This is a genomic window from Acidocella sp. (genome assembly GCF_027352905.1).
GTDB lineage: Bacteria > Pseudomonadota > Alphaproteobacteria > Acetobacterales > Acetobacteraceae > Acidocella.
Window position 1 is genome coordinate 86,215 of record NZ_DAIEIF010000050.1, and the last position, 15,230, is coordinate 101,444.

The following is a 15,230-nucleotide window of genomic DNA, read 5'->3' on the forward strand; positions in this document are numbered from 1 at the left end:
TGAGTCAGTTTCCTTCTTTTTTAACCGCGGCGACGATCGCCGCCTCCGTGATGCCGAAATGCTCATACAGGATTTCCGCCGGGGCGCTGGCGCCAAAGCCGCGCATGCCGATGAACACGCCCTCGGGGCCAAGCCAGCGCTCCCAGCCAAAGCCGCAAGCCGCCTCCACGCCGATCCGCGGCGCGGTGCCCAGCACCTCGCGCTGATAGGCCGGGTCCTGCTGGGCGAAGAGTTCCAGGCACGGGGCGGAGACCACCGCCACCTCCACCCCCTGCTCCGCCAGCCTGCGCCTGGCGCCCATCGCCAGCGCCACCTCGGTGCCGGTGGCGATGATGGTGGCGGCGCGCGGCCCGGCCGCCTCGGCCAGCACATAGGCGCCGCGCCCGACGAGATTGCCGTTGGCCTGTTCGCGCAGGGCGGGCGTGGCCTGGCGGGAAAGGACGAGCAGGCTCGGCCCCTTCATGTTGCGGATGGCGATTTCCCAGGCCTCGGCTGTCTCCACCGCATCGGCGGGGCGCAGCACCAGCACGTTGGGCATGGCGCGGAAACTGGCGAGATGCTCGACCGGCTGGTGCGTCGGCCCGTCCTCTCCCAGCCCGATCGAATCATGGGTGAGGACATGGATGGCGCGCGTGCCCATCAGCGCCGCCAGCCGGATGGCGGGGCGCATGTAATCGGTGAAGACGAAGAATGTGCCGGCATAGGGGATCAGCCCGCCATGCAAGGCGAGGCCGTTGAGCGCCGCCGCCATGCCGAATTCCCGCACGCCGTAGAAAACATAGCGCCCGGCGTAATTGCCCGGCTCCACCGCCGCCATGCCCTTCACCAGGGTGAGGTTGGAGCCGGTGAGGTCCGCCGAGCCGCCGACGAGTTCGGGAATGGCGGGAACCAGCGCCTCCAGCGCCTTCTGGCTGGATTGGCGGGTGGCGAGCTTGGGCGCGGCGGCGGCCAGCTCCGCTTTATAGGCGCCCATCGCCTCGGCCCAGCCCTCGGGCAGCTTGCCCTGCATCACCCGCTCGAATTCGGCCCGCAGCGGGTGCCGGGCCAGCCGCTTCAGCCAGGCGCGGCGGGTGGCGGCCCCGCGCGCCCCGGTCTCGCGCCAGAGCCGCTGGATATCCTCGGGCACGGTAAAGGGCAGATGCTCCCAGCCCAGCGCCCGCTTGGCGGCCTCGGCCTCCGCGCCGCCCAGGGGCGCGCCATGCGCCGCCGCCGTGCCCGCCTTGTGGGGCGCGCCAAAGCCGATGATGGTCTTGCAGGCGATGATGGTCGGCTTCGCCGATTTCTGCGCGAAGGCGAGCGCGGCGGCGAGCGCGCCGAAATCATGCCCGTCCACCCGCCGGGTCGCCCAGCCATAGGCGGCGAAGCGCTTCAGCGTGTCCTCCGAGGTGGAGATGCTGGTCGCCCCGTCGATCGAAATGGAATTATCGTCCCAAAGCACCGTCAGCCGGTTCAGCCGCAAATGCCCGGCCAGGGCGGCCGCCTCGTGCGAGACCCCCTCCATCAGGCAACCATCCCCGGCGATGACCCAGGTACGGTGATCCACGAGGGATTTGCCGAATTTCGCCGCCAGCATCCGCTCCGCCAGCGCCATGCCCACGGCGGTGGCAAAGCCCTGGCCCAGCGGTCCGGTGGTCATCTCGATGGCGGGATGCTCGCCATATTCGGGATGCCCGGCGGCGGGGGAATGAAGCTGGCGGAAGCGTTTCAGCTCCTCGATGCCCATGCCTTCATAGCCGGTGAGGTGGAGCAGCGCGTAAAGCAGCATCGAGCCATGCCCGGCGGAGAGCACGAAACGGTCGCGATCCCACCAATCCGGGGCGGCGGCGTCGAATTTCAGGAATTTGCGGTAGAGCACGGTGGCGGCGTCGGCCATTCCCATCGGCATGCCGGGATGGCCGGATTTGGCCGCCTCCACCGCGTCGACCGCCAAAGCGCGGATGGCATTCGCCATCATCCGGTTTTCATCCAAGGGGCGCGCCAGCACCTCCGCCTGCCGCCTGAGCGCCGCCTCGTTCTCCGATTGATCCGCGCTGCTCGCCATCTCTCCGCCCGTTCAGGTCTGGCGCGTGCATAATCCTACACGTCGCGTCCTTCAACCCGCCGCGCAAGCGGGGGCGCGGATTTCAGGCGTTCTCCCCGCCGCCGCGGGCCATGGCGGCGGCAAGGCGGGTGAATGCCTCGTCGATCTTGGCGCGCAGCCGGGCATCGGTCACCAGCTCGGCCATCGCCGCGCGCATCGCCGCCACCCATTGGCCGGCGGTCTCCGCGGTGATGCCCATGCCCGCATGGCGCGACATCACGCAAAACCCGCCGCCGCGCGCCGCCAGCCAGTCGCGCGGGCCGCCGAGCCAGGTTGCGAGAAACCCGGCGAAGGAGTCCCGCACCGGGCCCAGATCCGGCTCGTGCATCGCGCGCAATCCGGCATAGGCCGGGTCGCTCTCCATGATATCATAAAACCGGTCCGCCAGGGCGCGCGTAAAGGCCGCGCCGCCCAGCCGGTCATAGATGGTTCCGCTTTCCGCCTCGCTCATGCCAGGCTCAGAGCACCAACCCCGCCCGCCGCCATTGATCCAGATCATGGCGCCGCCCGCCAAACGAAACCCCCTCCCGGCCGGGCCGGAAGGGGGGAGAGCGGCGCGAACCGCCAAAGCCTCAGCCGTGGGAGACGACCTCGCCATGCAGGGTGATGTCCAGCCCCTCGATCTCGTCCTCCTGGGTGACGCGCAGCCCCATGGTCATGTCGATCAGCTTGAGGATGATGAAGCTGAGCACCGCGTCGTACACGATGGTGACGATGATGCCCTCGGCCTGGACGAGAACCTGGTGCGGGTTGCCGTCGATCAGGCCGGAATGGCCCTGGCCGCCCACCGCGGCGACGGCGAACACGCCGGTGAGCAGCGCGCCGAGAATGCCGCCCAGCCCATGCACGCCCCACACATCCAGCGCGTCATCGTAGCCGAACATGCTCTTGAAGCCGGTGACGCCCCAGAAGCAGACCACCCCCGCGGCGAGGCCGATGATCAGCGCCCCGCCAATCGGCACGAAACCGCAAGCCGGGGTGATGGCGACGAGGCCGGCCACCGCGCCAGAGACCGCGCCCAGCATGCTCGGCTTGCCCTTCACCGCCCATTCCGCCAGCACCCAGGAGACGACGGCGGCGGAGGTGGCGAGCTGGGTGTTGATGGCCGCCATGCCGGCGAGGCCGCCCGCCGTCAGGGCGGAGCCGGCATTGAAGCCGAACCAGCCCACCCAGAGCAGGGAGGCGCCGATCAGCGCGTAGGCCATGTTGCCCGGCGCCATGTTCTCCCGCCCGTAACCGGAGCGCTTGCCCACCATGATCGCGGCGATCAGCCCCGGCACGGCGGAATCGATGTGCACCACCGTGCCGCCCGCGAAATCGAGCACGCCGAGCCCGCCGAGAAAGCCGCCCGGCCCCCAGACCATATGGGCGATCGGGCAATAGACGAGCAGCAGCCAGATGCCGACGAACACCATGGCGGAGGAGAATTTCAGCCGGTCGGCCGGGCCGCCCAGCATCAAGGCGGGGGTGATAATGGCGAAGGTGCACTGGAAAAAGGCGAACACCGTCTCGGGAATGGTGCCGGAAAGCCCGGTGAGGCCGGTGCCTTGCAGCATCACCCGCGAGAAGCCGCCGAAATAGGGCGCGAGCGGGCCGGAACCCGCCGTGAACGCCAGGCTATAGCCCACGATGCACCACAAAACCGTGACGAGGGCGGTGGTGAAGAAGCATTGCATCAGCATGGCGAGCATGTTCTTCTTGCGCAACAAACCCGCGTAGTACAAAGCGAGCCCGGGCACGGTCATCATCAGCACCAGCGCCGATGAGGTGAGCATCCAGGCCGTGTCCCCCGAATTGAGAGGCGGCGGCGGCGCAACGGTCTGCGCCAGCGCGGGCGCGAGGCCGAACGCTGCCAACCCCACCCCCAGAGCCACGCCCATGAAAGATTTTTTTATCATCGAACCCTCGTTCCTCATCGCGCCGCCTTGCGGCCCGGAGCCCTGGCAGGCCAGCGGCGCATAACGTGAAAGCTCCCAGTGCATCAGCGAGCTTCAGCAAAGCAATTAATGTGCCAGCCCCGGCGGGCGGGGCGACTCTGTCCCGCCTCCCGCGCCGCTGCCCGGCTTCGCCGTCCCCTCAAACAAATTTGCCGTTTTTTTAGGCGGGGACCGCCCGCCTCGTTCGCCATGGCCGCTGCTATCCGCCGGGGCGGAGTTCTGGCAAAGAGCATTCATGACCCAAGATTGCGACATCGCGGTGGTGGGCGCCGGCCCGGTGGGCGGCACCCTGGCCCTGGCCCTGGCGGCGCGCGGCCGCAAGGTGCTGCTCATCGACAAGGCCGATCTCAAGCCGATGGAGCATCCGGATTTCGATGGCAGGGCCTATGCCATCGCCCATGGCTGCCGCGCCGTGCTGGCGGAGGCGGGGCTGTGGGAGCGGCTGCCCTACGCTCCCTGCCCCATCCTCGATATCGACGTCACCGACGGCAAGCCCGGCCAGCCCCCCTCCCGCCTCAGCCTGCATTTCGGCCATAGCGCCATCGGCGACGAGCCCTTCGGCTGGATCATCGAGGCGCGCTCCGTCCGCGTCGCTCTCAACGCCGCCCTCGCGCAATCCAGCGTCATCCTGCGCGCCCCCGCCGAGGCCACGGTCACCCGCGCGGCGGAGGGCGTCACGCTGCGTGTCGGCCATGAGAATTTCACCGCCCGGCTGGTGGTGGCGGCGGAGGGCAGGCACTCGCCGCTGCGCGCCCAGGCGGGCATTCCCGTCACCCGCCTGCCCTACCGCCAGACGGCGGTCATCTTCGCCATCGCCCATGAGCGCCCGCATCACAATGTCGCCTGGGAACATTTCCTGCCCGGCGGCCCCTTCGCCGTGCTGCCGATGACGGGCACGATCGCCCATCCCCATCTCTCCGCCATCGTCTTCACCGAGAGCGACGCCAATGCCCGCCTCCTCCACGCCATGGATAACGAGGCGCTGGCCGCCCAGGCCCAGACCCGGCTCGGCGGCAGGCTGGGGGAGATCGAGCTGGCCGGGCGGCGCTGGCTCCACCCGCTCTCGGCCATGTACGCCGCCCGCTATTACGCCACGCGGCTCGCTTTGGCGGGAGACGCCGCCCATGGCGTCCACCCCATCGCGGGCCAGGGGCTGAATCTCGGCCTGCGCGACGCCGCCGCCCTCGCCGAGATCGCCGGCGGCGCGGCGGACCCGGGCGCGGAGCCGGTGCTGCGCGCCTACCAGGCCCGCCAGCGCCCCATCAACATGGCCATGCTGCTCGGCATGGACGCGCTGGACCGCCTCTTCTCCACCGATTTCCCGCCGCTCCGCCTGGCGCGCGATCTCGGCCTCGCCGCCGTGGAGCGCCTGCCCGGCCTCAAGCGCCGCTTCATGCTGGCGGCGATGGGCCATTAGCCCCTTCCCTCATTCCCCCGCGGCTTTAGAAGCGGCTTAGAAAGCGATCGGCCATGTTCCTGACCCTCGTCATTTTGCTCGCCGCCATCGTCATCGCCGTTCCGCTCACCCGCTATGCCGGGCTGGGCAGCATTCTCGGCTATCTCATCGCCGGGGTGGCCATCGGCCCCTCCGGCTTCGGCCTCGTCACCAATATCCATGAGATCAGCGACATCTCCGAGCTCGGCATCACCATGCTGCTCTTTCTCATCGGGCTGGAGCTGCGGCCGCACCGCTTATGGATTCTCCGCAAGGCCATTTTCGGCCTGGGGCTGGGGCAGATGCTGCCCAGCGCGCTCGCCCTGGGGGCCGTCGCCCATCTCCTCGGCGTTCCGGTGGCCGAGGCGGCGGTGCTGGGCGTCGGCCTCGCTTTGTCCTCCACCGCCATCGCCCTGCCGCTGCTCGCCGAGCGCAAGCTCCTGCCCACCATACCGGGTCGCGACGCCTTTGCCGTGCTGCTGTTTCAGGATATGGCGGCCATTCCCGCCCTGGCCCTGCTGCCGCTGCTCGCGGGTAGCGGCACGCCCCATTTCTCCTGGGAGGCCGTGGCGCGCGGCGTCGCGGTGGTGGCGGCCATCCTCCTCGGCGGCACTCTGCTCATGCCTTATCTGTTCCGGGCGGTGGCGCGGGCTAGAACGCCGGAGCTGTTCACCGCCACCGCCCTGCTCCTGGTGGTCGGCACGGCCACGCTGGCGGATTGGGCGAGGCTCTCCGCCTCGCTCGGCGCCTTTCTCGCCGGGGTCGTGGTCTCGGATTCTGAATACCGGCACGAGCTGCACGCGGATATCGAGCCCTTCGAGGGCCTGCTGCTCGGCTTCTTCTTCATCTCGGTCGGCATGTCGAGCGACCTCGCCCTGCTGCTCCGCCATCCGTTGCAGATCATCGGCCTCGTCATCGGGCTGGTGGCGGTGAAAACCCTGCTCGCCTTCGCCGTCTCCTATGTCCGGCGGCGCCTGCCCGGCGCGGCGCTGCGCTTCGCCCTTTCCCTCTCCGAGGGCGGGGAGTTCGGCTTCGTCCTCTTCGCCGCCGCGCTGGCGGCGGGCACGCTGGCCCCCGCCTATGCCGCCTGGGCCAATCTGGTCATCGCCCTCTCGATGATGCTCTCTCCGGTGCTGTTCGCCATGTCGGAGCGCTTTTTCATCCCCCGGCTGGAGACAAGGAAATCCCCGCCCCCCTTCGACAAGCTCGCCTCCACCCCTGCGGATGCGCCGGTCATCATCTGCGGCTTCGGCCGGGTCGGGCAGATCGCCGGGCGGGTGCTGGCCATGCAGAAGATCCGCTTCACCGCGCTGGACCGCAGCCCCGAGCAGGTGGAGGTGGTGCGCCGGCTGGGGATGAAGGTTTATTACGGCGACCCGACGCGCGAGGACGTGATGCGCGCCGCGGGGGCGGAGAGCGCGAAAATCCTGCTGATCGCGCTCGACGATGTCGAGGCCAGCCTCGCCGTCGCGGAGATGGTGCGGCGCAAATTCCCGCATCTGCGCGTGGTGGCGCGGGCGCGCAACCGCCACCACGTGCATCTGCTGATGGAGGCGGGGGTGGATCTCTTCGTGCGCGAGACCTTTTTCTCCGCCCTGCGGCTCACGGAAATCGTGCTGGAGGAATTGCACGTGCCCAAATCCCAGGCGGAGCGCGCCATCGCCCTCTTTCGCGAGCGTGACGACCGCATGCTGCGCGAATCCTTCACCTTCGCGCGGGATGAGACGAAGATCATCCAATCCGTCCAGGACACCAACCAGGAACTGCTCGACCTCTTCCAATCCGACAAGAGCGACACCCCGGCCGGCCCGGCGGTTTGACGCTCCGCAATTAGACGCTAAAGAAGCCGCGTGCGGGCGTGGCGAAACAGGTAGACGCAACGGACTTGAACGATTTGGGTGCGCGCGGGGAAACCCGCGGCGTAGAACTGCTCAAATTCGGGGAACCCTGTCACATGGCAACCCCGAGCCAAGCCGGAGCCGGACTCCCCGGCCCCGGAAGGTGTAGAGACTAGACGGGCAGCGCCTAAAGCGCCGCGGCGCCAGGGCGAAGGTATAGTCCAGACTCCAAACGGCCCCGCCGGGCCGGCGGTGAAAACCGTGGGGGTACGAAAATCCGTTGGGAGCAATCCCGTGCCGGTTCGATCCCGGCCGCCCGCACCACCCTCCTGCCTACCCCGGCTCTTCATCTTTGGCGGCCAGGGGGTTAAGAAGCACGCGGACCAGAATGCGAGGGAGGAGCACGCGAATGACGCAGGGCATGGAGATGGATTTCGGCCTGGGCGAGACCACGCTCGCCCTGCGCGAGACGGCGGCGAAATTCGCCCAGTCGCGCATCGCGCCTCTCGCCATCAAGATCGACGCCGAGAACCATTTCGACCGCTCCCTCTGGACCGAGATGGGCGCGCTCGGCCTGCACGGGATCACGGTGGAGGAGGCGGATGGCGGGCTCGGCCTCGGCTATATCGACCATGTGCAGGCGGTGGAGGAACTCTCCCGCGCCTCGGCCTCCGTCGGTCTTTCCTACGGCGCCCACTCCAATCTCTGCATCAACCAGATCCGCCGCTGGGCCACGCCGGAGCAGAAGCGGCGCTACCTTCCCCGCCTCATCGCCGGCGAGCATGTCGGCGCGCTCGCGATGTCGGAGGTGGGCGCGGGCTCGGACGTGGTCTCGATGAAATTGCGGGCCGAGAAGCAAGGCGACCGCTACATCCTCAACGGCAATAAATTCTGGATCACCAACGCCCCCATCGCCGACACGCTGGTGGTCTACGCCAAGACCGACCCGCAGGCCGGGCCGCGCGGCATCTCCGCCTTCATCGTCGAGCGCGGCTTCAAGGGATTCTCCACCGGCCAGAAGCTCGACAAGATGGGCATGCGCGGCTCGGATACCGGCGAGCTGATCTTCCAGGATTGCGAGGTGCCGGAGGAGAATCTCATGGGTCCGCTCAATGGCGGGGTGAAGGTGCTGATGTCCGGGCTGGATTACGAGCGCGCCGTGCTGGCGGCGGGTCCGCTCGGCCTGATGCAGGCGGCGCTGGACGCGGTGCTGCCCTACGTGAAGGAGCGCCGCCAGTTCGGCCAGCCCATCGGCAATTTCCAGCTCATGCAGGGCAAGATCGCGGATATGTACGTGGCGCTGAATTCCGCCCGCGCCTATGTCTATGCCGTGGCGCGGGCCTGTGATGCCGGCCACACCACCCGTTTCGACGCGGCGGGCGCCATCCTTCTCGCCAGCGAGAACGCCTTGCGGGTCTGCCTGGAGGCGATCCAGGCCTTCGGCGGCGCGGGCTACCTCAAGGAAACCGGGGTCGAGCGCCTGGCGCGCGACGCCAAGCTCTACGATATCGGCGCGGGCACCAACGAGATCCGCCGCTATCTCATCGGCCGGGAGCTGCTGGGCGCATGACGCACCTCACCTCCACCGTCGATACCGGCTCCGAGGCCTTCGCCCGCAACGCCGCCCTCAACCGCGCCCTGGCGGCGGAATTGCGGGAGAAGGCGGCGGCGGCGCGGCTGGGCGGGCCGGAACCCCTGCGCGCCCGCCATATCGGGCGGGGCAAGCTGCTGGCGCGCGAGCGGGTGGAGCGCCTGCTCGACCCTGGCGCCCCCTTCCTCGAGATCGGCCAGCTCGCCGCCAACGGTCTCTACGATGACGAGGCCCCGGGTGCTGGCATCATTTGCGGCATCGGCATGGTCTCGGGGCGGGAGGTGATGATCGTCGCCAACGACGCGACGGTGAAGGGCGGAGCCTATTTCCCCCTCACGGTGAAGAAGCATCTGCGCGCGCAGGAGATCGCGCTGGAAAACCACCTCCCCTGCGTCTATCTCGTCGATTCCGGCGGGGCCAATCTACCCCACCAGGCGGAGGTGTTCCCGGATAAGGAGCATTTCGGCCGCGTTTTCTACAACCAGGCGAATATGAGCGCGCGCGGCATCGCCCAGATCGCCTGCGTCATGGGCCTCTCCACGGCGGGCGGGGCCTATGTGCCGGCCATGTCGGATGAAACCGTGATCGTGCGCGGGCGCGGGGCCGAGAGCCAGGGGGCGATCTTCCTCGCCGGGCCGCCGCTGGTGAAGGCGGCGACGGGCGAGGTCATCTCCGCCACCGAGCTGGGAGGCGCGGACACGCATGGCCGCCGCTCCGGCGTGGTGGACCATGTGGCGGTGGATGACGAGCACGCCCTCGCCCTGGTGCGCGGCATCGTCGCCCGGCTCAACACCCGCAAGGCGGTGGATCTCGACCTCGCGCCCCCCAAGCCGCCCCGCTACGCGGCGGAGGAGCTTTACGGCATCATCCCCGCCGATGTCCGCGCCCCCTACGAGGTGCGGGAGGTCATCGCCCGGCTGGTGGATGAGTCCGCCTTCCATGAGTTCAAGCCGCTCTACGGGTCGAGCATCGTCACCGGCTTCGCCCGCATCTGGGGCTTTCCCGTCGCCATCCTCGCCAATAACGGCGTGCTCTTCTCCGAGAGCGCGCAGAAGGCCGCCCATTTCATCGAGCTCGCCTGCCTGCGCCGCACGCCGCTCGTCTTTCTCCAGAACATCTCCGGCTTCATGGTCGGCGGCAAATACGAGGCCGGGGGCATCGCCAAGGATGGCGCCAAAATGGTCACCGCCGTCGCCACCGCCAGCGTGCCCAAATTCACCGTGCTCATCGGCGGCAGTTTCGGCGCGGGCAATTACGGCATGTGCGGCCGCGCCTACGGGCCGCGCTTTCTCTTCACCTGGCCCAATTCCCGCATCTCGGTTATGGGCGGGGAGCAGGCCGCGAGCGTGCTGGCCACGGTGCGGCGGGATGGCATCGAGGCCAAGGGCGGCAGCTGGCCCGCCGAGGAGGAGGCCGCCTTCAAGGCGCCGATCCGCGCCCGCTACGAGGCGGAGGGCAACCCGTATTTCGCCACCGCCCGGCTTTGGGATGACGGCATCATCGACCCCGTTCAGACCCGCGACGTGCTCGGCCTCTCGATCTCGGCGGCGCTCAACGCCCCCATTCCCGAGGCGCCGCGCTTCGGCCTGTTCAGGATGTGACGCGCATGATCCCCTCCCTGCTCATCGCCAATCGCGGCGAGATCGCCCGCCGCATCATCCGCACCGCGCGGCGCCTCGGCGTGCGCGCCATCGCCGTCTATTCGGAGGCGGACGCCGCCGCCCCCTTCGTCGCCGAGGCGGACGAGGCCTATGAGATCGGCCCCGCCCCGGCGCGGGAGAGCTACCTCTCGGCGGAGAAGATTCTCGCGGCCGCCCAGCGCGCCGGGGCCGCCGCCATCCATCCCGGCTACGGCTTCCTCTCCGAGAACGCGGCCTTCGCCCAGGCGGTGCTGGATGCCGGGCTGGTCTGGGTGGGGCCAAAACCCGCCTCCATCCGCGCCATGGGCCTCAAGGACGCGGCCAAGGCGCTGATGCAGAAGGCGGGCGTGCCGGTCACCCCCGGCTATCTGGGGGAGGACCAGTCGCCCGGCCGCCTGCTGGCCGAGGCGCAGCGCATCGGCTTTCCCCTGCTCATCAAGGCCGTGGCGGGGGGCGGGGGCAATGGCATGCGCCGGGTCGATTCGGCCGAGGAATTTCCCGCCGCCCTCGCCGCCTGCCAGCGCGAGGCCGCCGCCGCCTTCGGCGACGACAAGGTGCTGCTGGAAATCTATGTCAGCCGTCCCCGCCATATCGAGGTCCAGGTTTTCGGCGATGCCCATGGCAATGTCGTCCATCTCTTCGAGCGTGATTGCTCCCTCCAGCGCCGCCACCAGAAGGTGATCGAGGAAGCCCCCGCCCCCGGCATGGGCGCACAGGCGCGCGCGGCGGTCTGCGCCGCCGCCGTGCAGGCGGCGCGGGCGGTGGATTACGAGGGCGCGGGCACCATCGAGTTCATCGCCGACGCCTCGGAGGGGCTGCGCGCCGACCGCATCTGGTTCATGGAGATGAACACCCGCCTCCAGGTCGAGCATCCGGTAACGGAGGCGGTCACCGGCCAGGATCTGGTGGAATGGCAATTGCGCGTCGCCTCGGGCGAGGCCCTGCCCCTGCGCCAGGAGGAGATCCGCTTCAGCGGCCACGCCATCGAGGCCCGGCTCTACGCCGAAAATCCTGAAACCGGCTTCCTCCCCTCCACCGGCGTGCTCGAGCATCTCGTCCTGCCGGAGGCGGGCGTGCGGGTGGACAGCGCCGTCGAGCCGGGCAGCGAGGTCACCGCCTATTACGACCCGATGATCGCCAAGATCATCGCCCACGCCCCCAGCCGCGAGGCCGCCGCGCAAACCCTGGCCCTCGCCTGCGCCGGGGTGCAGGTCTGGCCGGTGAAGACCAATGCCGCCTTCCTCGCCCGCACGCTCCGGCAGGAGGAGTTTCTCCAGGCCCGGCTGGATACCGGCTTCATCGCCACGCATCTGCCCGCCCTGCTCGGCCCCGCCGCGCCGGAGCCGAAGGTGCTGCAAGCCGCCGCCCTGGCGCGCATCGCCACGCTGAACGCGCCGCCCGGCCTGCGCGGCTTCCGCCTCAACGCCCCGCCGCATATCGAGGCGCGGCTGCAATATGAGGGCGAGACCCATGAAGTCATTGTGCCGCGCGGCGCCGCCCCCTCTCTGCCCGTCCATGTGGCGGGGGAGGAGATCGTGGTCTTCGCCCATGGCCGCGCCTATTCCTTCCGGGAGGCGGCGGCGTTTGACGACGCCCAGTCCGGCGGCGAAAGTGGCGGCCTCGTCCTCTCGCCCATGCCGGGGCATGTCCTCTCCGTCGCCGTCGCCCTGGGCGATAAGGTGAGGAAAGGCGCGCCCCTCGCGGTGATGGAGGCGATGAAGATGGAAATGACCCTCACCGCCCCGTGCGACGGGGTGGTGGCGGAACTCAACGTCTCCCCCGGCGCCCGCGTGGCCGAGGGCGTCGTGCTGCTGCGCCTTGACCCTGGAGAGACATCCAATGGCTGACCCCACCCGCATGATCCCCCGCTCCTGGCTGTTCGTCCCGGCGGACGCGCCCAACAAGCTCGCCAAGGCCAAGGGCTCGGGCGCGGACGCGCTGATCCTGGACCTCGAGGATTCCGTGGCGCTCGCCGCCAAGGACCAGGCCCGCGCCCTGGCAGCGCAAACCTTGGCCGGGCCGCGCGGCGGGCCGGAATTATGGGTGCGCGTCAACCCGCTGGCCACCGGGCTGACCCTGGCGGACCTCGCCGCCATCATGCCCGGCGCGCCCGACGGCATCGCCCTGCCCAAGCCGGATTCGGTGGCGGATGTCATCACCCTCTCTCATTACCTGGACGCGTTCGAGGCCGCCTCGGGCCTTGCCCCCGGCAGCACCCGCATCCTCGCCATCGCCACCGAGACCGCCGCCTCGGTGTTCAATCTCGGCGGCTACGCCGCGGCGGGGCCGCGCCTCGCCGCCCTCACCTGGGGGGCGGAGGATCTCCCCGCCGCCGTCGGCGCCACCCATAACCGCACGCCGGAGGGCGTGCTCAACGATCTCTGCCGCATCGCCCGCTCGCTCTGCATCGCCGGGGCGGCCAGCGCCGGGGTGCCGGCCATCGACACCGTCTTTCCGGATTTTCGCGACGAGGCGGGTTTGCGCGCCTGGGCGGAGGCCGGGCGGCGGGACGGCTTCACCGGGGTCATGGCCATCCATCCGGCCCAGGTGCCGATCATCAACGAGGTGATGACCCCCTCGGAGGCGGATATCGCCGCCGCGCGGGAAATCGTCGCCCTCTTCGAGGCCAATCCCGGGGCGGGGGTCGTGGCCCTCAACGGCAAGATGCTCGACATGCCCCATCTCAAACAGGCGCGCAAAACCCTGTCACGCCTGCCGCCGGGCTAGCGGGAAGCGGAGCGGGGCCGGTCCAGCCGCCAGGAGGCGCCAGAGCCATGGTCTCATTCGCATCCATCCGCTTCGCCCTCCGCCCGCCGCGCCGCGCCGCCAACCACCATGACCTCGACTGGCGGCGGGCCGTCCCGGTCGCGCTGTTCGGCGCGCTCGGGCTTTTCGTCATCATTCTCATGGCCACGGGCTATGTGCGGGGCGGCGCCCGCGCGCCGCTCGGCGTGGCGCGGCAGCTCAGCACCGGCCATCTGGTCGAGATGGATTCGCGGATGCTGAGCGGCGGGCGGTATCAGCTGGTCTCGGTGACCCCCGCCGGGCAGGCGCAAGGCTTCCGCCCCGGCCAGGTCATCGACATGACCGGCTGGACCCTGCGGGAGAAGCTCGCCTTCGCCTATCCCCTTCCGCGGCACCTTTCTGCCAGCGCCGCCCTCGCCGCGCATCAAGGGTTGGAGGACGAGGCGCTGGCGGAAGCCCTCAACCATCATGAGCGCGGCAATTTTGCCAAGCACGGGCTGGACATCCTCATCCGCCTGGCGCTGCTGATGTCCTCGCTCTGCATCCTCCAATTCGCCCATGGCCGCCCGGCCTTCTGGGCCGGGCTCTATCTCGGCTGCGGGGCGATGGCGGATAGTCCGGTGAGCACCTTCGCCGGGCTGCCCGTCAGCCTTCAGGTGGCGGGCCTCACCATCGCCACCCTGGCCCGCCCCGGCGCCTATGCCATGCGCACCGCCTTCGCCATGACTCTGTTTCCCGGCGCGCCCGCCCTCAAGCGCGCCACCTGGGCGGTCTTCGCCATCCCCCTGCTCTGCGTGGTGGGTCTCTCCGCGGGCCAGCTCGCCACCATACTGTTCAACGCGCCGCTCATCCCGGTTTCGCCCCTGCTGCTGCCGGTCGCGCAATGCCTGACACAGCTGAGCTCCCTCGCCATTTTCGCCGCCGCCGTCTGGAGCGCGAGCCCGGAGCGCAGCTTCGTCCTGCGCATCATCTTCATCTCCACCCTCGTCACCCTGTCCTCCTATATCATCCAGGAAATTTTCCTCCTCGCCGGCGCGCAGCCGCCCGGCTGGATGTTCTGGTATTTTGACACGGCGCTGCTCGGCGTGGGCATCGGCTATCCCTGGGCCATTTTCGCGCGGCGGATCGCCGGGGTGGATTTCATCATCAGCCGCGGCATCGCCTACGCGGTGTCGGTCGCGCTCATCTTCGCCATCGTCAAGCTGGCCGAGGAGCTTCTCGATACCCTCGCGGATTCGCACCGCGCCAATGAATGGCTGATTTACGGCATCCCCGTCGCCGTGGCGCTCTCGATGGCCTGGTTCCAGGGCCGGATGACGACGCTGGTGATCTTCCTGCTCGATGGCGATCTCCGCCATCTCGAACAGACCCTGGCCCGGCTGCAAGCCGCCCTGCCCGCCGCGCCCGACCTGCCCGCCCTGGCGCGGCTCGTTACCGGCGGCGTCGGCCGGGCCCTGCACATGGAGAGCGCGACGCTCTACACCAGAAACGCGGCGGGCGATTTCGAGAGCCTCTCCCCGCCTGGCCAGATCCTCCCCGCCCAGGATCCGGCGGTGGCGCTGATCGGGGATACCCAGCCGGTCGAGCTGGAGGAGACCGGCTCGCGCCTCGCCACCGGGCTGTTATTCCCGCTCGTCACTTTCGGCCATCTCATCGGCCTGCTGCATTGCGGCGCGCGCCCGCATGGCAAAGGCTATGACCGCATGGAACGGACCTTGCTGAGAGACCTCTCGCGCGACATCGCCATCGCCCTCGTCTGGTGCGATCCGCGCTGGCGCGTCCCCCGTCCCGGTCCGGGCCGTTAGGGCGGGTCACGGCCCGCAGACGAGACCGGGGCACTCCATCGCCGCCGCCTCGGCCCGGCTGGCGGCATCCGCGCGGATGGCGGCGCGCACCGCGCCGGGCGGCGGCGTCTCGCCGGGGCGCAGCAGGAGAATCCGCATCCCGTCCGGCGCGGCGGCGAT

Annotated in this window: 10 protein-coding genes; 7 read left to right on the top strand and 3 right to left on the bottom strand. The window is 69.5% G+C overall.

Annotation, left to right across the window (positions count from 1 at the left end; translation table 11 throughout):
- Window positions 1-4 precede the first annotated feature (4 nt).
- From tkt to M7H45_RS09495, 3 genes are all read right to left on the bottom strand, one after another.
- A complete protein-coding gene (tkt, locus tag M7H45_RS09485; protein ID WP_298216381.1) occupies window positions 5-2,041 on the bottom strand; it encodes a transketolase in 2,037 nt (678 codons plus the stop codon).
- Between the two features lie 82 nt (window positions 2,042-2,123).
- Window positions 2,124-2,531, bottom strand: a complete 408-nt coding sequence (locus tag M7H45_RS09490; protein ID WP_298216383.1) for a group II truncated hemoglobin — start codon at window positions 2,529-2,531, stop codon at window positions 2,124-2,126.
- Window positions 2,532-2,652: 121 nt separating this feature from the next.
- Window positions 2,653-3,978, bottom strand: coding sequence for an ammonium transporter (locus tag M7H45_RS09495; protein ID WP_298216385.1), 1,326 nt, complete (start codon window positions 3,976-3,978; stop codon window positions 2,653-2,655).
- Between the two features lie 274 nt (window positions 3,979-4,252).
- On the opposite strand from M7H45_RS09495, the gene M7H45_RS09500 reads away from it, so the two are divergent.
- From M7H45_RS09500 to M7H45_RS09530, 7 genes are all read left to right on the top strand, one after another.
- Window positions 4,253-5,434: a UbiH/UbiF/VisC/COQ6 family ubiquinone biosynthesis hydroxylase gene (locus M7H45_RS09500; RefSeq protein WP_298216387.1), complete on the top strand. Its 1,182-nt coding sequence runs from the start codon at window positions 4,253-4,255 to the stop codon at window positions 5,432-5,434.
- A 53-nt stretch (window positions 5,435-5,487) separates the two neighbouring features.
- Window positions 5,488-7,272, top strand: coding sequence for a monovalent cation:proton antiporter-2 (CPA2) family protein (locus M7H45_RS09505; protein ID WP_298216388.1), 1,785 nt, complete (start codon window positions 5,488-5,490; stop codon window positions 7,270-7,272).
- A gap of 427 nt (window positions 7,273-7,699) precedes the next feature.
- Window positions 7,700-8,860 carry an isovaleryl-CoA dehydrogenase gene (locus M7H45_RS09510; RefSeq protein WP_298216390.1) on the top strand — a complete coding sequence of 387 codons (1,161 nt, stop codon included), beginning with the start codon at window positions 7,700-7,702 and terminating at the stop codon, window positions 8,858-8,860.
- Window positions 8,857-10,482, top strand: a complete 1,626-nt coding sequence (locus tag M7H45_RS09515; protein WP_298216392.1) for a carboxyl transferase domain-containing protein — start codon at window positions 8,857-8,859, stop codon at window positions 10,480-10,482. Before M7H45_RS09510 ends, M7H45_RS09515 begins: the two co-directional genes overlap by 4 nt.
- Before the next feature lie 5 nt (window positions 10,483-10,487).
- Entirely contained in the window at window positions 10,488-12,368 is a 1,881-nt protein-coding gene (locus M7H45_RS09520; RefSeq protein WP_298216394.1) for a biotin carboxylase N-terminal domain-containing protein, read from the top strand.
- Complete coding sequence (locus M7H45_RS09525; RefSeq protein ID WP_298216396.1) at window positions 12,361-13,248, top strand: CoA ester lyase; 888 nt, start codon at window positions 12,361-12,363, stop codon at window positions 13,246-13,248. The genes M7H45_RS09520 and M7H45_RS09525 overlap by 8 nt, the downstream gene beginning before the upstream one ends.
- A gap of 47 nt (window positions 13,249-13,295) precedes the next feature.
- The gene (locus tag M7H45_RS09530) at window positions 13,296-15,071 is read left to right on the top strand and encodes a hypothetical protein (RefSeq protein WP_298216397.1); all 1,776 of its coding nucleotides are present in this window, start codon (window positions 13,296-13,298) and stop codon (window positions 15,069-15,071) included.
- Window positions 15,072-15,230: the final 159 nt, after the last annotated feature.